We start from the raw sequence: 20058 nt of genomic DNA on the forward strand, positions 1-20058 counted from the left end.
CGGAAATGGCAGATAAAACACGCGGAAGCAAAATAAAATACCGCTTCCTGAAAAAATGGCGCCGCCCTGTCGCCGCACTGCTGGCTCTGGCGGTGCTGCTCGGCGGCATCTGCTATCGGTATTTCTTGTTTATGTCGCAGACGGTCTATCGGGAGAGCACTTCGCATCTGTCGGAGATCCTGCGTAAATCCGACAATATGCTGAACCATCTGGTCAGCCGAAACCAGATGCTGCTGCATCTGTGGAACGATTTTCTGAAAAACGCCTCGAGCGAAGAACAGATCCGTTCCAGTCTGAACGAGATGCAGAAGGAGACCGGCTGCGCCGCCCTCTACTTCCTCGCCTCGGACGGCAGCTGCATGACGCAGGACGGCGAAAAGAGCAGCCTTGGCTCGCAGACCGATCTGGACACGCAGCTTTTCGCCGGAGAGGACGTCGTTGTGAATGCGGTGCTGCCCGGAAAGCCGCAGATGCTCGTGTTTGCCTGCCCGGAGATGAGCGGCACCTACCGCGGCTTCGCCTATGATGCGATCGCCATCGCCTACTATAATGGTACGGTGCTGAACGCGATTGACAACTCCGCATTCGAGGGCACGAGCCACAACTATGTTGTCTACCCGGACGGGCGCGTTGTGCTCGACAGCGAGGCTGACGGTGAGAACGGCAGCGAGGAATCGGTCTATAATTTCCTCGCGGAGCTGCGCAGCAGCTCCAATCTGTCCGATAAAGCGTTCGACGCGCTGAGTGACGATTTCGCGCAGGGCAGGGACGGAAGCAAGATGCTGACGCTGCATGGAACCCGGTACTATCTGGTCTACGAGAACACAGGCATTCAGGACTGGATCATGCTCAGCCTTGTCCCGGTCAGCGTTGTTAACGCCAGCATGGATACGTTGTGGCACCGGACGGTCGAGATCGTGACCGTTATTGCGTGCCTGCTTATGGTGCTGCTTATCACGCTCATCGTGCACAGAAGCCGCGATGCGCTGCGTCGGAGAGATACTGAGATCCTGTACAAGGATGAGCTGTTCACCCGGCTCTCACGCAACGTGGACGATGTTTTCTTCATGCTGGATGCCGAAACCTCCCGCACGGACTATGTCAGCCCGAACATCGAGCGGCTGCTGGGCGTGCCGCTCGAGCAGGTGCGGCAGGACATCCGTGCACTGCGGGCGCTGCACCCGAAGGACTCTCCCGACCACGATAAGAACTTCCTCGCGGGGATTCAGTGCGGCGAGCAGAGCGAATGGGATGCCGATTATGCCCATCAGCAGACTGGTGAGCGCCGCTGGTTCCACATCGTTGCCATGGGCAGCGAGGTCGCAGGCCGGACCAAGTACATCCTCGTGATGTCCGACCGCACGGCTGATCGGAAGATCAATCAGGCGCTTTCCGAGGCGGTTGCGGCCGCCGAAGCCGCCAGCCGCGCCAAGAGCACCTTCTTGTCTAATATGTCGCACGATATCCGCACACCGATGAATGCGATCATCGGCTTTACCACCCTTGCGGTCAGCAATATCGATAATCAGGAACGGGTGAAGGACTATCTGACCAAAACCCTTTCCTCGAGCCGCCACCTGCTTGCGCTCATCAACGATATTCTGGACATGAGCCGTATCGAGAGCGGCAAGCTTCATCTGGAGGAAACCGAGGTCAACCTCGCCGAGATGCTGCACGATATCAAGACCATCGTCAGCGGACAGATATACGCCAAGCAGCTCGAGCTTTATATGGATGTGCTTGACGTTGCCGACGAGGACGTTTACTGTGACCGGACACGTATGGGACAGATTTTGCTCAACCTGCTGTCCAACGCCATCAAGTTCACGCCGGCGGGCGGCACGGTCTCCGTGCGTATCCGGCAGCTTGCCGGAACCGTGCGCGACTGTGCACAGTACGAGTTCCGCGTCCGCGACAACGGCATCGGCATGAGTCCGGAGTTCGCGCAGAAGATTTTTGAGCCGTTTGAACGCGAGCGCACCTCCACAGTCAGCCGAATACAGGGAACCGGCCTCGGCATGGCCATCACCCGGAATATCGTCGAGATGATGGGCGGCACGATCAAGGTGCAGACCGAGAAGAACCGAGGCACCGAGTTTATCATCTGCCTGCCGCTGCGCGTGCAGATCGGCAGCCGCCGCGAGGAAAAGATTGCGGAGCTTGCCGGCCTCAAGGCGCTGGTGGTGGACGACGATTTCAACACCTGCGACAGCGTGGCAAAGCTGCTGACCCGTGTGGGAATGCGTGCGGAGTGGACGCTCTCCGGCCGGGAGGCCGTGCTGCGTGCGCGGCAGTCCATCGAGTTGGGTGACCCCTGCCGCGCCTATATCATCGACTGGCGGCTGCCGGACATGAACGGCATCGAGGTCACGCGCCAGATCCGCAGCCTGAACGATGACACCCCCATCATCATCCTGACCGCCTACGACTGGTCGGACATCGAAGCGGAGGCAAAGGCGGCAGGCGTGACGGCCTTCTGCTCCAAGCCGATGTTCCTGTCCGACCTGCGCGACACCCTGCTGACAGCCATCGGACACATGCAGACGGCGGAGGAGCAGGACATCCTGCCCGGGAAAAACGCCGACTTCCGCGGACGGCATATCCTGCTGGTTGAGGATAACGAGCTGAACCGTGAGATCGCGATGACAATCCTGCACGAGTACGGTTTTCTGGTCGATACCGCTGAGAACGGCGCGGTCGCGGTGGAGAAGGTTCGCACCTCGGACACGGGCCGCTATGATCTGGTGCTGATGGATGTGCAGATGCCGGTCATGGACGGCTACACCGCCACCCAGCGCATTCGTGCGCTGAAGGACCCGGCGCGCGCCGCAGTCCCGATCGTTGCCATGACGGCCAACGTGTTCGAGGAGGAGCGAAAGCAGGCGTTCGACTGCGGCATGAACGGCTTTTTGTCCAAGCCGATCGTGGTTGAGGAGCTGATCGACGCGCTGAAGGGCATTATGCACTGACCGCGCCATGCGGATACATCAAAACCCGGAGTACCGGCCGAAAACGGCTGACGGTACTCCGGGTTTTTCGGATATGCAGAGGAAAATAAATGCCGCTGCGCCGCAATCTTCGCTTTCTTTTTGGGTCGGGAAATAGTATAATTATGGCATGGGAAAAGGAATGAATAAATTTTACCGAAGGAGGGGCAGAACATGAAAAAGCGATCAAGAATTGCTCTGCTGACCGCACTTCTCGCCATAGTGTTCGCGGCAGGCATTAGCGTTTACAGCAACTACATCGGAATGCAGATTTATCAGGAAAGCTCGAATCATCTGCTCGAAAGCTATGCGCAAATCTCCAAGACCTTCACGCTGTTTGTGCAGCGAAACTGGACCGTGCTGAGCCAGTGGGACAGCCTGATGAGTAACGTACAGACTGATGAAGACATTGACGAGATATGGAACACGATTCAAGACAACCGATCGTCGTGGCATTACAGCGATTTCTATATGGTCAATCAGAACTCGCAGTATCTAACAGCAGATGGGCGAAAGGGCAGCGCCGACAGCATCGACGGCGTTTTTCAGGAGATGTACAGCAAGGGCGAGCCAATCGTCTCCACCTATACGGCGACCTATGGCGTGTCCAAGATCGTGTTCGCGATGCCGATGAGCCGCAATCTGACGCTGGACGGCGTGACCTACACCGGTATCGCGGTCAGCTATGACACGGATGTGGTCGATGATCTGGTTGACGGCAGCATGTACGGCGGACAGAGCGACTGCTATGTGGTGCGCTCGAACGGCGACATCGTGCTGGAGTTTGAGCCGCAGACCGAGCTGTGCGAGGGAATGACCAACCTGTATGACCTGTCCGACCACGCTGACTGGAAATATGGCAGCATGGACGATATCAAGGACTGCATCCAACTCGGCAAGAGCGGAAGCGCGCAGTTCATCTGCGCTGGGGCGAGAAACTATTTGGTCGCGATTCCGACCGCATTTTCGGACTGGTCGCTCGTCGGCATCATCCAGGCGGATGAGGTGGACGGCGCGCTGTATGGCGTGCAGAATTCCTCGCTCATCTTGCTCGGTGCACTCAGTTTTTTCGCCGTCATCATCGTGGTGCTGGCGCTGGGCATGGAGAGCCGGCTGCGCCTTAAGGACGAGGAAACGGAGCGCCTGAACCTCGAGCGCGAAAAGATGAAGAGCGACCGTTTCCTGCAAAGCATGAGCCGCATCGTCGATCGCTATATGGTCGTCAATCTGGATACCGGACGCTACCGCTATCATGAGCTGCGGAGCAGAGAGCCGCTCTATCCGACCTCCGGACAGTATTCGAAAATGGTTGAAATCATCTCTAAACGCTATGTCGCGCTGACCGAAACGGAAAACGCCAAGCTCTCGCGGCTGCTTACGCCGGACTATCTGCGCAGCGTGCTCCGGAAACCGGATGACAATCTCAAAATCGAGTATTGCAGCCGGACGGAAAACGCCTATATGGTGCTGACCGTCCTCCCGGTCGAGTGGCATGCGGACGGCACGGTCGCCGTGGTCATGCAGGTTGTGCAGGATATCGGGCAGAAGGTCGAGCTGGAAAACATGGCAAACACGGACAGCCTGACCGGTCTGTTCAACGAGCGCTATTTCAGCAGGGTCCTGAACATCTGTGAGGCGAAAAAGCTGCCGTTTGTGCTGTATTACCTCGATCTCGACCGCTTTAAGCCGATAAACGACACCTACGGTCACGCCATGGGCGACCGGCTGCTCAAGGAGATCAGCGCGCGGCTGCTGCGCTGCATCCGCAGCCGGGACTACGCCTTCCGCATCGGCGGCGATGAGTTCGCGCTCATCGTCAGCGCCGATATGGACGAGGAGCAGCGCAGCCGCATGGCCGAGCGCATCCAGACCATGCTCTCTGCGCCCATCGTTATCGAAGAAAAAGTGCTTTCGGTCGGCGTCAGCTGCGGCTGCGCCTGCTATCCGGAGGACGGCGACGCTTCGCAGGTGCGCATCACGGCGGACAGCCGCATGTACGCGGAAAAGCAGCACCATCACGAAGACGACCGGACGGAGGAACAGTCATGAAACACAAAACCCTGCGGTGCGCCGCAGAGACAGCCGCCCTGCTGCTGACCGTGGCAATGCTGACGTTCCTCATTGCCGGACTGCATCAGCACGAGCCGGACAGGGAGCTTTCCACCCTTGATACCGGCTGGTATCAGTTGACGGACGGCGTGCGGCGCGAGGTTGCGCTCCCGGTCACGCTTCCGGCCGCGCCGGAACAGACGCTTACCCTGTATAACGACACGCTGACCGCCCGCGATGCCGGAAAGCTGCTGTCCGCGCGCGGTGTGGAATACGGCATCGAGATTCGTGCGGGCGAAACGCTGCTCTATCGCTACGAGGACAACGCCTTTCCGAAAAACACGCAGATGAAGGGACGCCTGTGGGCGGATGCGGAGCTTCCGGACAACATCGGCGGACAGACACTCAGCCTGACCTTTACGCAGCTTTCCGACCGGACCGGCAGGTTTGACGCGCCTCTGCTCGGCTCGGTGCGGAGCATCACCGGTCATCATATCCAGACCTCGCTGTTTTCTCTGGTTATGATGCTCGCCATGGTCATCCTTGCCGTGCTGGCGCTGCTGATCTTCTGCTACATGAGCAGCCGCGGCATCCACGAGCGCCGCTTCCTCGATGTGGCGGTCTTTCTGCTGCTGTGCAGCCTGTGGTGCCTGACCGATTCCGCTCTGTATCAGATTTATGGACGGGATACTGCCGCCGGAAGTGTCGTTTCCTTTTACGCCTTTATGCTGATGTCTATCCCGATGGTGCATTTTGTCCGCAATGCGGTAAGCGGCAGACAGCAGCTTGTTCCCGATATATGCATTGCGCTGTTCTGCGCCAACGCGCTTGCACAGGGCGCGGCGTACCGGCTTTTCGGCATCCGGTTTATTGATATGCTGCCGCTGACGCACCTGATTCTGGCGGCAGGCGTTGCAGCGATGCTGATCGTGCTGCTCCGGTCGTACCGCGAGCAGCCCTCGCAGCAGCTTCGGCTGCATATTGCGGCGTTTGCCGCACTGGGTGTGTTCGGCGTGGCAGCGCTCGTCCTGTACGGCCTGCTGCACATCTACTGGTACGATGCGATATTCCAGTTTGGCGTGCTGCTGTTCATCATCCTGCTCTTCCGTGAACTGATCGGACAGGCGACCGAGGATATGCGCTTTCACATGGAGCACCGTATCAGCCATCTGATGCAGCGTGAGGACCGTATGACCGGTCTGCCGAATCGCCGTGCATTCGAGGAATACATGGAGCGCATCCGCACCGGTGAGGTCGGATGCCGCGATGCGGTGCTGACCTATATCCGGCTGGAGGGTCTGAACGAGCGCAATGACCGCTTCGGCCTTCAGGCAGGAGATGAGGCGGTCATCGCCGCCGCGCGGTGCGTTGCAGACTTTTGCCGCGCGTGCGAGGACGGAGGCGAAAGCGTATCGTGCTTCCGCACCGGCGGAAACGAGTTCGCCCTCATCCGTCCCGAGCCAAGGGCAAATTCGGGGCAGCTGCACCGGCAGTTCAGCGCGATCGTCGCGCGGTACAACCGCACCTGTGCGCCGCGCGCCCGCATCACGATGACCTACGGCTTCAGCCGCCTGTGCGACGAGGACGGAAAATCGCGCAGCATCAGCGCATGGAAGGCGGAGGCGGACGCCTATTTGAAGAGAAATGAAACCAGACTGGGAGGGGACACGGAATGACAACCAATCTACATTATCTGATCGCCGGGATGGCGGTGCTGCTGGTTGTTCTGTGGCAGTATTCTCATCAGCGGCAGATGGATGACCGGAACAGCCTCATGTTCCGCCGCCTGCTGACCGTCGTCAGTCTGGACGTTCTCGCTGAGCTGGTCAGTACATGCTTCATTCTGTACGCTCCGTACAGCTTTGGCGTCGGCCGCATGCTCTCGAACACCGTGTTCTATCTGTTTCAGGCGATCCTGCCGCTCATGCTGCTGTACTATGTCTGTACACTGTGCTCGAGCCGCGTGATCTCCACCGGAACCGTACTGCGCATGGGCATTCCGACTATCGTTCTGTTTTTTATCATTCTGACCAACCCCTTCACCGAAAAGCTGTTCTATTTTGACAGCACCGGCTACTGCCACGGTCCGTGGTATCTGCTGCTGTACATCAGCGCCCTGCTGCACATCGCGGCGGCAGCAATTTTTGTTGCGGTGCACCGGGATGCGGTCAGCCGCCGCAATCTGACGGCGCTGCTTACGGTCTTTCTGCTCGCCGCCTTCGGCATCGCCGCGCAGGCCGTCAATCCCGCGGTGCTGACGACCGGCTTCGGCCTTTCGCTCAGCATTCTCGCAATGTATCTGACCATCAACAATCCCTGCGCGTGCATGGACAGCCTGACCGGACTGAATGACAAGCAGTATCTGCTGCGCCGCATGAACGAGCTGACCGACGCGCACAAGGCTTTTCACATCATCACGGTCTACGCCTACCAGCTTGACCACATGAACAAAGTCTCGGGCGTGCAGAGCGGCGACGAATTTCTGCGCCGCGCGGCAGAGCACATGCAGGAGATCGCGGGCAGGAACGTGTTCCGCGTGACAGGCAAGCGTTTTTTGCTGCTGACGTTCTCGCTGCGCGAGTACGAAGCCTGTCTGACGAGTCTGCGGCAGGTGTTCCACACGCAGCCGGATGACGCGCAGGCCGCTCCCTCGCCGGTCATCCTGTGCGGCGTGGTGGGCGCGGAAAAGCTGGGAACGGGCGGCCTTGTGCTGGATTATGCGGAATATCTTGAATCTCTCGCAGCACGCAGCGGCGGGACTGAGGTCATCCAGAACGACCGCAAGAACAGGGACAGTTTTTACTACAACAAGCAGGTCGAGCAGTTCCTGCACCGCGCGATCGACGAGGATCTGTTCGAGGTCTACTATCAGCCGGTCTATTCGCTGCATCAGCAGCGCTTTGTCACCCTTGAGGCGCTCAGCCGCCTGCGGCATCCTACACTCGGCTGGATTTCACCGGATATTTTTATCCGCCTTGCGGAGAAGAATCACCTTATCAGTCAGATCACCGAGCTTCAGCTGCGGCGCGTCTGCCGTTTTCTACGCGAAAACCCGGCGCTCCGCGCGAGCATTGCGAACGTCAAGATCAATCTTTCGCCGCTCGATCTTATTCACAGCGATGGCGGAAGCCACTTGATCCGCATTCTGGATGAATACGGTCTGCCGTACTCCTGCTTCCAGTTTGAGATCACCGAGACGGTTGCGACCGAGTATTCCGCGAGCCTGACCCGGGTGGCGGAGAGCTTTCAGGCGGCCGGCATCGGCCTGTGTCTGGATGATTTCGGCTCGGGCTACGCCAACCTGAATACGGTCATGCAGCTGCCGTTCTCGGTCATCAAGCTCGACCGTTCGCTGCTGTTCCACATCTGCACGGACAAAAACGCCGCGCTCTTCTACCAGAGCATCGTATCCGCTTTCTGCCGTCTCGGCTACCGCATCATTGCGGAGGGTGTGGAGACGCAGGAGGAGATGGAGCTGCTGCGGAGCTGGAACGTGGATATGATTCAGGGCTATTATTTCTCCCGTCCTCTGCCGCCGGGAGACCTGCTGCGGCTGCTGACCGAGGAAGCCGTCGAACAGATGTGACCGGGTGCGGCGGACCGCCCCCAAAATCCGTGAAAAAAATTTTTCAGAAGCCGGAACCTTTTTAGACGTGCTTCGTCTAATAGAGAGAAAGAGAGCAGATACTGCTCTCTTAGAAAGAAGGCTTTTTACATGAAAAAAACACTGATGGTATTTGCATGCACGGCTCTGCTGGCTGCATCGCTTTCGGCCTGCGGCAGCAAGCCCGCCGAAAATACGGATACCGGTACAGCATCGTCTGCGGCGGCCTCGTCCTCGAGCAGCGAACAGCAGAAGGAAAACACGCTCACCGGCTCGCTCGATGAGAAGAAGAACGGCATGTTCGTTGTAACGGATGCCGAGGGTGCCGCTTATGAATTTACCTACGATCCCTCCGATACGCCGAAGGGTCTGGATGATGCCGCAGAGGGCGATTCGGTCACTGTGACTTATACGGGCACGGTCTCCGAGGTCGATTCGTTTGACGGCACGATCATTTCGGTCGAGAAAGCGGAGGCAGCACAAAATTAAAGACGCGGCTTCTTGCGCAGGCTCCGGTCGCGCTGCCGCGGCTGCCGCTTGGAAAGAACGCAAAAAATCCCCTGCCGGGGACAGATTTTCTGTCTCCCCCGGCAGGGGATTTCGCTTTTCAGGACTTTTGCTCTGCCTTGTCCAGATACATCAGATAATCCGCCTTGCGGATAGCCTCTGCGATCGGATGTACGCCGCAGATGCCGCCGATGCTGACCGAAAGCTGAACATCCGCGAACTCCGACATGCGGATGCCGCGCACGGCCTGCTGAATCTGCTTTTTCTTGTCGAGGAAAGCCTCCTCGGTCATACGCGGAAACAGTAGCAGGAACTCGTCACCGCCGTAACGGATCAGAATATCGGTCTTGCGGATGCAGGAGCGCACCGCGTCCGCAATGTCGCGCAGCGCCGCGTCGCCTGCGGCGTGGCCGTAGCGGTCGTTGATAAGCTTGAAGCTGTTCACATCGATCAGCGCCACGCCCTCCATGCCCTCAAGGTGGGTGCGGTAGGTTTCAAAATAACGGCGCGAATAGACGTTGGTCAGCGGGTCGAGGAACAGCTGCATATCCTCGCCGCGCGTGCGGTCAAGCAGAAAACGTGAGCCGTTTGCGTCGATCCAGCGGCCCTCGTTGAGCCGCGAGACCAGCTCGAGCACGCAGGGCGTGCCGTTGATCGTAATATACTTGGAGATGACGAAATACATCTCATTTCGCGTAAATTCGAGCTTATTGAGCGTAGTATGCTCAGCATACGCCCGTGCAGAGATGCAGTTGGCGCAGCCCACGTCGGTATCCCAGAATGCGGCGCAGCGCTCACCCGTGCGGTGCAGAACGCCGTCCGCATCGAGATCGAGCACGGCGTATTTTGTCGGGTCAACCAGACGGACGACATCAAAGAACGCGCTCAGACGCTGTATATCATCGGCGATCGACAGCTCGTCCGTTGTGCTTTTGCCTGTGCAGCGGAAGGGAGCACAGCTGTACTGCACCTTCTGCGTGTCGGTCAGACAGCCGATTACGCCGACATAGTGACCGGGGGAGAACGGCGACCAGAGCGTACGCATCCGGATGTTGTGCCAGTGCTGCTCGTGCCCGACCGGCAGGAGCAGGCTGAGCGAAAGCTCATTGTTCTCGGGCGTTGTGGCTTTGAGGGCGGCTCTTAGCCGCGCAATATCGGCCGGCCGCAGCAGTCGGAGACTGTCCGGTTCATGCACGTTCAGTATCGTGCGCTGCTGCTGCCGCGGACGGCTTTGGTCGGCTATTATGACGGTACCGGCGGGAACGTCATACTCAAACTGCACATCGCCGCAGCAGGAGACAAAGAAATCCAGCTTTTCCTTGACATAATCCAGCTCGCGCTGGGCGCGGTCGCTGAGCGGTACATCGCTCTTTTGCAGCAGCTCGGCAGACAGGCGCTTTGCGTCGCGGTGGAGCACCTGATCGGCGGCGAGCGTCGGCAGTGCGCTTCGGAGGCGCATGCTGATCTCATGAAGGCAGTCGAGCAGCATCGGGTTGAACGCGCCGCACTCTCCGTTGAGGATCATGGTGATGGCGGTGTCGTGGCTGTACGCCTTTTTGTAGCAGCGGTCACTGGTCAGCGCGTCAAATACGTCCGCCAGTGCGACCACCTGCGCCGAGATCGGGATCTGTTCACCGAGCAGGCCATCCGGATAGCCGCCGCCGTCCCAGCGCTCGTGGTGCCAGCGGCAGATCTCGATAGCGACCTTGACCAGCGGCTCGTCGCGGTATTGCGTCAGTCCCTCAAGCATGGATGCGCCGACGGCGGGATGGGTGCGGATGATGTTGAATTCCTCGGGCGTCAGTGCGCCCGTCTTGTTCAGAATGCTCTCGGGGATGCTGATCTTGCCAATGTCGTGCAGGGCGGACGCGGTGGTGATGAGGCGGATCTTTTCCTCGGTCAGACTGTATACATCGGTCTTTTCGGTCAGCTTGCGCAGCAGCATTTCGGTCACGGTCTGCACCTGAAGCACATGCTGTGCGCTCTCACTGTTGCGGAACTCGACAATATGACTGAGGATGCCGATCATGACATGGCTGTTTTTCTCGTTCCGATAGATCTGGTCGGAGACCATGTCCATCAGCCGCTTCTGGTTGGCGTAGAGCGTGAGCGTGTTTTTGACGCGGCGCTGCACAATGAAGGAGTCGAACGGACGGCGGATATAGTCGGTAATGCCAAGGCTGTAACAGCGTTCGATAACCGCACGGTCCTCGGCGGCGGAGATCATGATGACTGGCAGCTCCTCAATCCAGCGGAACTGATTCATGCGCTCGAGCACGCCGAAGCCGTCAATTTTCGGCATATTGATATCCAGCAGCAGCAGGTCGATGTGCATATCCTGCTGGATCATGAGGAGGGCCTGCGCGCCGTCCTCTGCCTCTGCGTAGTCATATTCCTCACCGAGAATCGCCTTGAGCATTTCTCGGTTGAGCTCTGAGTCATCAACAATCAGAATTTTCTGTCGGTTCATAGTCGTTCGACCGCAGCCGGGTCGCTCTCCCTCCCTTTGTTTACCGGAATTTGACCGGTTGCACAATTATATTATACTACCAATGCGATGCAGAATAAAGGAAAACTTCCGTCAGCGCCAACGGCGGAAATTTCTGTTGTGCAGGAGCGCGGCAGCATGTTATAATAAAAAATAAATTGTGCCGACCTGCGGCACAGACAACGAACAAGAGAGAGGACACCATCATCGGTATGAACAGACACAAACGGGTAAAATGCGCTCTGGCGCTTTTGACCATGCTGACGGCGGGTCTGCTGTCCGGCTGCGCCTCGGAGGCGGCATCCGACAGCACACTTCCGACGATTACCGTCGGCAGCGACACCTATCCGCCTTATGTTTATATGGATAATAACGGCGACATTACCGGTCTGGACGTGGATATTGCGGAGGAGGCATTCCGCCGCATGGGATACCGCGCGGAATTCACCACGATCGACTGGGAACAAAAGACCGAGCTGGTCGATAACGGAGAAATCGACTGCATATGGGGCTGCTTTTCCATGGACGGCCGCGAGAACGATTATCAGTGGGCGGGACCGTATCTGGTGAGCCGTCAGGTCATTGCCGTCGGCGCGCAGAGCGGCATCGAGCAAATGAGCGATCTTGCCGGAAAGACCATCGCGGTGCAGGCTACCGGCAAGCCGGAGGCGATCTTTCTGAGCGGAGGCGAAAACGTCCCGGCCTTCCGAAATGTCATCAGCCTCGCTGACCGCGGGGTGCAGTATGCCATGCTGGACTGCGGCTATGTGGACGCAGTAGCAGGACACGAGGAGGCTATCCGGCAGTATATGAAGGACTACGGCGCGAACTTCCGCATTCTGGATGAACCGCTGCTGACGACCGGCATCGGCGTGGCATTTTCCAGGCACGACACACGCGGTCTTGCGGCGCAGCTGACCGAGGTTGTCGCGCAGATGCGCGAGGACGGCAGCATGGAACAGCTGGTCGGAAAATATCTCGAGGTCCCCGCGCACAGTCTGGAGGTGGAGCAGCTTGAACAATAATTCCCGACGCATTGTCTTACGAAGGACGTTCTGGTGCCTGTGCTTCGCAGCGGGGCTTTTGTTCCTCAGCGCGGTATTCCTGCTGTCCCGGCACGCGGATATGCGGGACTGCGAGCAGCGCATGACCGAACTGATCGACTTTGTAAAGGAGCAGTCCTCCTCCTATGTGCAGTATAACGAGACTGCCGTGGCCAAGGCGCTCGTGCGCGGAACGACCGCCGTTCAGGAGCTGGAGGGCGTGACGCTTGACTGCGGCGAGGATGAGCTGCGGCAGTATGCGGAGCGGCTGGGGCTGACCGGCATTTCGGTGCTGGATGCGAACGGCAGGCTGGTCTGCGAGTACAGCACGGACGGCATCGGCTATACCCGCCTGCAAACCGATTTGGAAGCCGAGCGCGTGCTCGCTGTGATCGGTCATCCGCAGAGCACCTATGTTCGGCGCGTGCAGCTGACCGACGGCTCGTTTGCCGACGTTGCCGTGCGCAGCTGTTCGGACGACCGCGGCGCGGTGCTTGGCTGGCGGCACACCGGGGCGGCGTTCGCAAAGAAATCCGTGCTCTCCGTGCAGAATCTGCTCGACGGCTACGACGCCGAGACCACGGGAACCGTGCTCCTGTCGGACGGCAACCGCGTAACCGCGTCGGACGATCTATCCCTCATCGGTACGGATACCACGGAAAATGATCTGCTCCGCCGCATCCGCTCGAGCGGCCATGCCGATCGGCTAGTCTATGCCGGACGCAGGGGACTGACCCGATACTACGGCATGTACAGCCACGGGCGCAACTTCTACTACTATATATATGTCCCGGGCAGACTGCTCTACACGAAGACGCCGGTCAATTTGGCTGTGTCGTTCCTCGCCTGTGCGATCGTTCTGACGCTGCTTCTGTTTGTGCGCCGAGGCACGGAAAAGAGCTTTCTCCAGCAGCAGAAAACGCTCGAAAAGGAATATCAGACCTCGCTTGAGCAGAAAAACGCCGAGCTTGAACGCGCTATCCGTCAGGAAACGGCGGCAAACCGCGCCAAGCGCGAATTTCTGTTCAATATGTCGCACGACATCCGCACGCCGATGAACGCGATCATCGGCTTCACCTCGCTTGCGGCCACCCATATCGACAACCGCGAGCAGGTGCTCGACTACCTGAAAAAGACCGCAACGGCGAGCCAGCATCTGCTCTCGCTTATTAACGATGTGCTCGATATGAGCCGCATCGAGAGCGGCAAGGTCTCACTCGAGCTGCGCCCGGTGCAGCTGCCCGAGCTTGTGCACGACCTGCGCGATATCATCCAGCCGAGCATCACAGCCAAGCGCATCTCGCTTTTCATCGACATGGTCGATGTGGAGGACGAGAATGTGGTTGCCGACCCCATGCGCCTCAATCAGATCATGCTCAACATCCTGTCCAATGCCATCAAGTTCACCCCGGTAGGCGGCATGATCACCCTGCGCATCGTTCAGAAGCAGACCGCGCCGCATGGCAGTGCGGACTATGAATTCCATATCCGTGATACCGGCATCGGCATGAGCTCGGCGTTTCAGGAGCATATCTTCGAGCAGTTTGCGCGCGAGGAGACCTCAACCGTGAGCAAAATTCAGGGAACCGGCCTCGGTATGGCGATCACGAAAAATCTGGTCGATATGATGGGCGGCAGTATTTCGGTCGAGAGCGAGCCGGGGAAGGGCTCGGAATTCACGGTTTCCCTGCGCTTTCCCATCAGCGGAGAGCAGGCCGTGCCGCAGCGTATCCCCCAGCTTGAGGGTCTGCGCGCGCTTGTGGCGGATGATGACACCGACACCTGTCTGAACGTCAGCAAAATGCTGCGCATGATCGGCATGCGGTCGGACTGGACGACCTCGGGACATGAGGCTGTCGTCCGTACGCAGGACGCGATCGAGCAGGGTGACGGCTTCTATGTCTTCATCATCGACTGGATGATACCCGATCTGAACGGTCTTGAGGTCGTGCGCCGCATCCGCAAGATGATCGGCAGCAACACCCCAATCATCATCCTGACCGCCTACGACTGGACGGATATCGAGGTTGAGGCAAAAGCCGCAGGCGTGACCGCGTTCTGCGCCAAGCCGCTGTTCATGTCCGAGCTGCGCCGCGTACTGGCTGAACCGTTTCTTTCGGCAGAGCCTGCGGAGCAGACGGAGAAAAAGGCGGATTTCGCCGGAAAACGGCTGCTGGTCGTCGAGGATAACGCCCTCAACCGCGAAATCGCGGTGACGATGCTCGAGGAAGGCGGATTCGAGGTGGACACGGCGGAAAACGGAAAGATTGCGGTCGACAAGGTGCGCGAGAGCGCGCCCGGGTACTATGATCTGGTGCTGATGGACATTCAGATGCCGATCATGGACGGCTATGCGGCCGCGCGTGCCATCCGCGCTCTGCCGGATGCCGAAAAGGCGGGTCTGCCCATTGTCGCCATGACGGCGAACGCCTTTGACGAGGACAGGCAGAACGCAGAGAAGGCAGGCATGAACGGCCATCTTTCCAAGCCGTTCGATATGCAGCAGCTGCTCGCGATGCTCCGGGAGAAGCTGTCACCGTAACGCTTTCATTTTCATCGCGTTATTCGATAATGAAGCCGCCGGATCAGACTGAATAGGAAACGCAGGAAGCGTCCGTTAGGGATGCCTTCCTGCGTTTTTCTTTGCACATCGCCGGTACGGCGGATTTTTTTACCTTTTTTGTCCATAAAAGGTTTACATTGCTTATCGATTGGCTTATGATAAAATCTGACAAAGGAGGTGGGCCTGTGCACGGAGTACGTCAATGGTGGGTGCGTCTGTCCATTGTGAACAAGGCGATCGTGCTGAGCTGCGCATTCGTCATTCCCATTCTGCTGGTGGTGGGACTGTTAATGAACGATTTTTACGATTACCGCGAGAAAAGCAATGATATCCTGTCCGAATATGCACGCTGCACGGACTACATGAACGCCATGGAGCAGGAAAATGCGCTTCTGAGCGAGCTGACGCTTGCGGCGCCCGGGTCCGATACGATCGACAAATATGCGGACGCCGTGCAGGACACCGCCTGTGCGTGGGAGCGGCTGCGTAGCGCAGAGACCGACGGCAACACGCAGAGCGAGGTGCTCAAGCAGGTCATCGACCGCACGATGAAAAGCTATCGAGTCCGTCAGGAGACGTTCATCGCGCAGCTGCATGGCGGCACATTTGACGCGGTGAACTACGAAGCTCTGCGCACACAGGGCAGCTATCTGACGCAATACACCGACCAGCTGACGGCGGCCTTTCTGATGGAGGGACGCGAGGGTTATCTGGTCCTCGGTCAGCGGGGTACCGCGCAGAACATGGTATTTACCATCGTAGCCGCGATCGGCAGCGTGCTGTTTGCAGGCGCGATGCTGTACTACGCACGCAGCCTGCTGCTGCCGGTGCAGCAGATGAGCCGCGGTGCGCGCCGCGTCGCGGATGGCGAATACGACATTGAGGACTTCAACTTTGCACGCTCGGACGAGATCGGTATGCTCGCTGACTCGTTTAACCACCTCAAGCACCAGATCGCGCGGACGATCCACGCACTGGAAAGCGAAGCACAGCTGGAAAAATCCCTGCGTCAGCAGGAGAGCGAGGCAGCACGTCTGCGGCAGCTGATCGAGCAGAGCCGCTTTGCACAGCTGCAGAGCCAGATCAACCCGCATTTTCTGTTCAACACGCTGCAGAGCGTGGCCAACATGGCCGGAATCGAGCAGGCGACCGTCACCGGCGACATGGTGGTGCGGCTGGCGAACTTCTTCCGCTACACGCTTGACCATGATGACAGCGTGGTAACACTCGACCGCGAGCTTGCGCTGCTGCGCGACTATATTTCACTGCAGGAGCTGCGGTTCGGTGAACGCATTTCGTTCGAGATGGACTGCGACAGCCGCTGTGCGGCCTGTGAACTGCCGAAATTCACACTGCAGCCAATCGTGGAAAACTCTATCGTACACGGTATGCGCAGCCGCAGTGCGGGCGGCCGCATCCGCATTGTGACGCAGCTTGCACCGGAAGGCTGCCGCATCCAGATTACGGACAACGGCGGCGGCTTCTCGCGCAGCAAAATGAAACAGAACACCGCCGAGGGACATCGTTCCATCGGCCTGCAGAATATCGCGGGACGCATTGCGCTGTCCGGCGGCAGCTTCCGCATTGTCAGCTGTCCCGGATTGGGCACGACAGCCCGCATCATACTGCGCATGAAAGGGGAAGAGCATATATGTTAAAGGTACTGATCGCGGAGGACGAACCGTTGAGCCTGCAGAATCTGAGCGGACAGATGCGCGATTTGCTTGGCGCGGATGCCCTCATCGAGGGAGTTGCGAACGGACGGGAGGCGGTTGAACGCGCCCGTCAAATTCAGCCGCAGCTGGTGCTGATGGATATTGAAATGCCGGTGATGAACGGCCTTGATGCGGCAGCCATCATTCACAAAGCCATGCCGGAAACGCACATCGTGTTCCTGACTGCCTTCGACCGCTTCGACTACGCCGTAGGCGCCATGCGGGCCGGCGGAACGGATTATCTGGTCAAGCCGTTCGACAGTGCCCAGATTACCGCCTGCCTGCGCAAGCTGAATCTGCTGCCGGAAAGCCGTCCGGCGGTATGCGGGGACAAGCCGGGAAATGCGTTCTGCACCCAGTTTTCCGTGTGGCTGGAGCATCATTACATGCAGGATGTGTCGCTCGATCAGGCGGCAGAGGCGATGGGCATGAGTGCGTTCTACTTCTCACGCTTTTTTCGCACCTCATACAACCAGACCTTCCTTGAATACCTGACCGCTTACCGTATCGACCGTGCGGTTGAGCTGCTGCAGCAGACCGACATTCCGGTACGGGAAATTGCCGTCCGGGTCGGCTACACGGATGCAAACTACTTCACGAAGGTGTTCAAGCGGCATTTGGGCGTAACGCCTACCGAGTACCGCAATCATAACGCAAACTGAACGAGCTGCGCAGCAGGATTTACGGAATCCAAACGAAAATTTATTATTCCTGCCAAAGTGTTTATGCAAATGTCATAAAAAAGAATGTGAAGATTTTCAGTGCGCTGTGATTTTACCTGTCTACCGCAAGTATTTACGATGTTGCCGGAACTTGTCACCCTATATAATAGGAGATGGAAAGATGAATAAACGCTTTCGGTGTGTGATCGTCGGATGGCTGCTGCTCATGCTCTGTGCATGTACCGGCGGCACGGACGAGCCGCATATCCGCTATTACCGCCTTGCCGGCGGACAGAGCGAAAACTACCTCGCCAATCAGGCGTGTCAGCGCTTCTGTGATCAGGTGCGCAGGGAAACGGACGGCGCGATACAAATTCTGCCGAGTTTTGATAACGAGCTTGGCACCGATGCATCCGCACTTGAGCAGTGCGTGTACGGCGGCATTGATTTTGTACGCACGCCAATCTCGTCTGCCGCGGCGTATGCACCGCAGCTCGCGGCGCTGCAGCTGCCGTACGAGTACACCTCGGACAAGCACCTGTTCCGGGTGCTGGACGGCGCAGTCGGTCAGCAGGTGATGGCCTCGCTCGAGGACAAGGGCCTTACCGGTTTAAGCTATTTTTATGCCGGTTACCGGTGCTTTTTCACGACCGGAAAGGCGATCACCTCACTCGATGACATGAAGGACCTGCGGCTCGGCACCGAGGATTCCTCGCAGATGAAGCAGGTCATTCCGATGTGGGGCGCCGAGGCGGTGACGCTGCCGCCGGATGAAATCGCGCTCGCGCTCCGCACCGACCGGATTGACGGCGCCGAGAGCACGCTGCCTACCTATGTGGACAGCGGCTACTATCAGCTTGCACCGTACTGGACGTACGACCGACATTCCTACAACGCGGATGTGCTGGTCGCGTCCTCGGAAACGTGGGAAACGTTCTCCCAGGAGGAGCAGACCATCATTGAGCGGTGCGCCGCCGAGGCGGCTTCGTGGCAGCGCGACCACTGGCAGAGTGCCGAGGTTCGAGCAATGCTGCATGCATCCCGCAGCGGCTGCTACATGGCGCTGCTCGATGAGGAGCAGGCCGATAAGTTCCGTGCAGCGGTGCAGCCGATTTACGAACACCTTTCCGATGAGCAGAAGGAGGTCGTGCAGGCCGTACAGGCACTGGCCGACAGCGATTAGCGAGAATCCCCTCCTTGTGCACGAGCAGTTTGTTCGCAAACGCCCGCAAAACGGCGTTTTCGATAGAGGAAAACGAACAAGGAGGCTAAAAAGATGAAAATCAAAAGATTGATGGCAGGTCTGCTTTGCGGTGCAGTCGGTGCGGCAACCCTTGGTTTGTCCGGCTGCGGCAATGCCGCGGACAGCGGCATGATGGATGCGGCAAACGCCAATGCAGTTGCAGGCGGCAGCAGTGATCTGCCGGTCATCACCTGGAAGATGGGTTCCACCTGGGGTGACGGCAACATTCACTTCACCTGTGACGAGCGCTTCTCCGAGCTGGTCAGCCAGCTGACCGACGGACGCTTCACCATCACCAACTATCCGGAAGGCTCGCTGTGTGCGGCAAATCAGCTGTTTGATTATGTCCAGAACGGCACCATCCAGTGCGGCGGTGACTGGGGCGGCTACTGGAGCGGCAAAGATACCGCTTTTGAGCTGCTCTCTACCACGATGGATAACTTCACCGGCATGGACTACTACATCTGGATCACCCAGGGCGGCGGTCTGCAGTGCTATCAGGATATGTACGGCAAGTACAACATGACGTATTTCCCGATTATGATCAACCACGCAGAGTCCGGTATCCGTTCGACCAAGCCGATCACTTCTATCAAGGACATGCAGAGCATGAAGATCCGCCTCGGCGGCGTTATGGCCGGCCGTGCAGCGGAAAAGCTCGGCATCAACATCACCACCGTTGCGGCAAGCGAGCTTTATGAGTCCCTGCAGCGCGGCGTTATCGACGGCGGCGAGTTCTCTACGCCGTGCTCGGATGATTCGCTGAAATTGCAGGAGGTTGCCAAGTACTGGTGCTCGCCTGCATGGTATCAGTCCGGCGGCGTCAACGGCGTTATGATCAACAAGGATGCATGGAATCAGCTCCCCGAGGAGTACCAGAACGCCATCCAGATGGCGGCTGAGATCTGCACCTCCGAGCAGCTGTCCCGCTACCTGTGGATGGATTTCGATTCCACCAAGAAGATGCTCGAGGAGGACGGCTGCGTCGTCACCAAGATGAACCAGGACGACTGGAATACCATCCGTGAGACCTGCCGTCAGGTTTACGAAGAAGAAGCTGCGAAGAATGAAAACTTCAACATGGTATACAGCTCTATGCAGGATTACCGTGAACACGCCGATACCTACCGTGCAATGCTCGGTGACTACGGCTGGGGCTTCAACTACGATGAATCCGAAAAGTGACCGACAGAGTGT

Annotated in this window: 12 protein-coding genes; 11 read left to right on the forward strand and 1 reads right to left on the reverse strand. The window is 58.3% G+C overall.

Going from position 1 to position 20058, the window contains the following annotated elements; translation table 11 throughout:
• The first annotated feature begins 5 nt into the window (after positions 1-5).
• The 5 genes from DW088_RS08425 to DW088_RS08445 all read left to right on the forward strand — a co-directional run bounded on the left by DW088_RS08425 (position 6) and on the right by DW088_RS08445 (position 9129).
• The gene (locus DW088_RS08425) at positions 6-2969 is read left to right on the forward strand and encodes a hybrid sensor histidine kinase/response regulator (RefSeq protein WP_118360380.1); all 2964 of its coding nucleotides are present in this window, start codon (positions 6-8) and stop codon (positions 2967-2969) included.
• Between the two features lie 192 nt (positions 2970-3161).
• Positions 3162-5036 carry a sensor domain-containing diguanylate cyclase gene (locus DW088_RS08430; RefSeq protein WP_118360381.1) on the forward strand — a complete coding sequence of 625 codons (1875 nt, stop codon included), beginning with the start codon at positions 3162-3164 and terminating at the stop codon, positions 5034-5036.
• Complete coding sequence (locus tag DW088_RS08435; protein ID WP_118360382.1) at positions 5033-6712, forward strand: sensor domain-containing diguanylate cyclase; 1680 nt, start codon at positions 5033-5035, stop codon at positions 6710-6712. The genes DW088_RS08430 and DW088_RS08435 overlap by 4 nt, the downstream gene beginning before the upstream one ends.
• Complete coding sequence (locus DW088_RS08440) at positions 6709-8622, forward strand: EAL domain-containing protein (RefSeq protein WP_118360383.1); 1914 nt, start codon at positions 6709-6711, stop codon at positions 8620-8622. The genes DW088_RS08435 and DW088_RS08440 overlap by 4 nt, the downstream gene beginning before the upstream one ends.
• A gap of 129 nt (positions 8623-8751) precedes the next feature.
• Positions 8752-9129, forward strand: a complete 378-nt coding sequence (locus DW088_RS08445; protein ID WP_118360384.1) for a hypothetical protein — start codon at positions 8752-8754, stop codon at positions 9127-9129.
• A gap of 118 nt (positions 9130-9247) precedes the next feature.
• On the opposite strand, the gene DW088_RS16540 is transcribed toward DW088_RS08445, so the two are convergent.
• Complete coding sequence (locus DW088_RS16540) at positions 9248-11617, reverse strand: HD domain-containing phosphohydrolase (RefSeq protein ID WP_118360385.1); 2370 nt, start codon at positions 11615-11617, stop codon at positions 9248-9250.
• 230 nt (positions 11618-11847) lie between these two features.
• Between DW088_RS16540 and DW088_RS08455 the strand changes: the two genes are divergently transcribed.
• From DW088_RS08455 to DW088_RS08480, 6 genes are all read left to right on the forward strand, one after another.
• Positions 11848-12660, forward strand: coding sequence for a substrate-binding periplasmic protein (locus DW088_RS08455; RefSeq protein WP_117489432.1), 813 nt, complete (start codon positions 11848-11850; stop codon positions 12658-12660).
• Positions 12650-15220: a hybrid sensor histidine kinase/response regulator gene (locus tag DW088_RS08460; RefSeq protein WP_243029842.1), complete on the forward strand. Its 2571-nt coding sequence runs from the start codon at positions 12650-12652 to the stop codon at positions 15218-15220. Before DW088_RS08455 ends, DW088_RS08460 begins: the two co-directional genes overlap by 11 nt.
• A gap of 206 nt (positions 15221-15426) precedes the next feature.
• On the forward strand, positions 15427-16899 hold the full coding sequence (locus DW088_RS08465) for a sensor histidine kinase (protein WP_158574644.1): 1473 nt from the start codon (positions 15427-15429) through the stop codon (positions 16897-16899).
• Positions 16893-17618: a response regulator transcription factor gene (locus tag DW088_RS08470; RefSeq protein WP_118360387.1), complete on the forward strand. Its 726-nt coding sequence runs from the start codon at positions 16893-16895 to the stop codon at positions 17616-17618. Before DW088_RS08465 ends, DW088_RS08470 begins: the two co-directional genes overlap by 7 nt.
• A gap of 181 nt (positions 17619-17799) precedes the next feature.
• On the forward strand, positions 17800-18801 hold the full coding sequence (gene dctP / locus DW088_RS08475) for a TRAP transporter substrate-binding protein DctP (RefSeq protein ID WP_118360388.1): 1002 nt from the start codon (positions 17800-17802) through the stop codon (positions 18799-18801).
• Positions 18802-18894: 93 nt separating this feature from the next.
• Complete coding sequence (locus tag DW088_RS08480) at positions 18895-20046, forward strand: TRAP transporter substrate-binding protein (RefSeq protein ID WP_118285385.1); 1152 nt, start codon at positions 18895-18897, stop codon at positions 20044-20046.
• Positions 20047-20058 lie beyond the last annotated feature (12 nt).

Source organism: Butyricicoccus sp. AM05-1 (genome assembly GCF_003474415.1).
GTDB lineage: Bacteria > Bacillota > Clostridia > Oscillospirales > Butyricicoccaceae > Agathobaculum > Agathobaculum butyriciproducens.

Excerpts from the sequence above, each read along its gene's own strand:
- DW088_RS08425 (WP_118360380.1), top strand. The coding sequence starts at position 6 with ATGGCAGATAAAACACGCGGAAGCAAAATAAAATACCGCTTCCTGAAA.
- DW088_RS08430 (WP_118360381.1), top strand. The coding sequence starts at position 3,162 with ATGAAAAAGCGATCAAGAATTGCTCTGCTGACCGCACTTCTCGCCATA.
- DW088_RS08435 (WP_118360382.1), top strand. The coding sequence starts at position 5,033 with ATGAAACACAAAACCCTGCGGTGCGCCGCAGAGACAGCCGCCCTGCTG.
- DW088_RS08440 (WP_118360383.1), top strand. The coding sequence starts at position 6,709 with ATGACAACCAATCTACATTATCTGATCGCCGGGATGGCGGTGCTGCTG.
- DW088_RS08445 (WP_118360384.1), top strand. The coding sequence starts at position 8,752 with ATGAAAAAAACACTGATGGTATTTGCATGCACGGCTCTGCTGGCTGCA.
- DW088_RS16540 (WP_118360385.1), bottom strand. The coding sequence starts at position 11,617 with ATGAACCGACAGAAAATTCTGATTGTTGATGACTCAGAGCTCAACCGA.
- DW088_RS08455 (WP_117489432.1), top strand. The coding sequence starts at position 11,848 with ATGAACAGACACAAACGGGTAAAATGCGCTCTGGCGCTTTTGACCATG.
- DW088_RS08470 (WP_118360387.1), top strand. The coding sequence starts at position 16,893 with ATGTTAAAGGTACTGATCGCGGAGGACGAACCGTTGAGCCTGCAGAAT.
- dctP (WP_118360388.1), top strand. The coding sequence starts at position 17,800 with ATGAATAAACGCTTTCGGTGTGTGATCGTCGGATGGCTGCTGCTCATG.
- DW088_RS08480 (WP_118285385.1), top strand. The coding sequence starts at position 18,895 with ATGAAAATCAAAAGATTGATGGCAGGTCTGCTTTGCGGTGCAGTCGGT.